Consider the following 341-nt stretch of genomic DNA (forward strand, 5'->3'; position numbering starts at 1 on the left):
GGCGTCGGGGCCCCGCCGGGACGTCAGGACCAGATCCCGCACCCCACGCTCGGCCACCAGATAACGGGCGACCACCGCCCCCAGACCACCCGTACCACCCGTGACCAGAACCGCACCCGTGCCGTCCAGCGCGGGCACATCCTCCGACGCGGTCGACGGCAGGCGGGTCAGACGCGGCACCAGCACCGCACCGTCCCGCACCGCCACCTCCGGCTCACCCGCGGCCACGGCCGCCACCGCCGCATCCACCTCGGCGTCCGTGCCGGCCCCGACGTCGGCCAGCGCGAAACGGCCCGGATTCTCCGCCAGCGCCGCACGCACCAGACCCCACACCGGAGCCT

Annotated in this window: 1 protein-coding gene; it reads right to left on the reverse strand. The window is 76.0% G+C overall.

The window, feature by feature from the left end:
- Positions 1–341 (reverse strand): KR domain-containing protein (locus ADK41_RS09925; protein WP_037805374.1); only part of this gene is annotated, 341 nt, incomplete at both ends.

The organism is Streptomyces caelestis, from assembly GCF_001279005.1.
Classification (GTDB): domain Bacteria; phylum Actinomycetota; class Actinomycetes; order Streptomycetales; family Streptomycetaceae; genus Streptomyces; species Streptomyces heliomycini.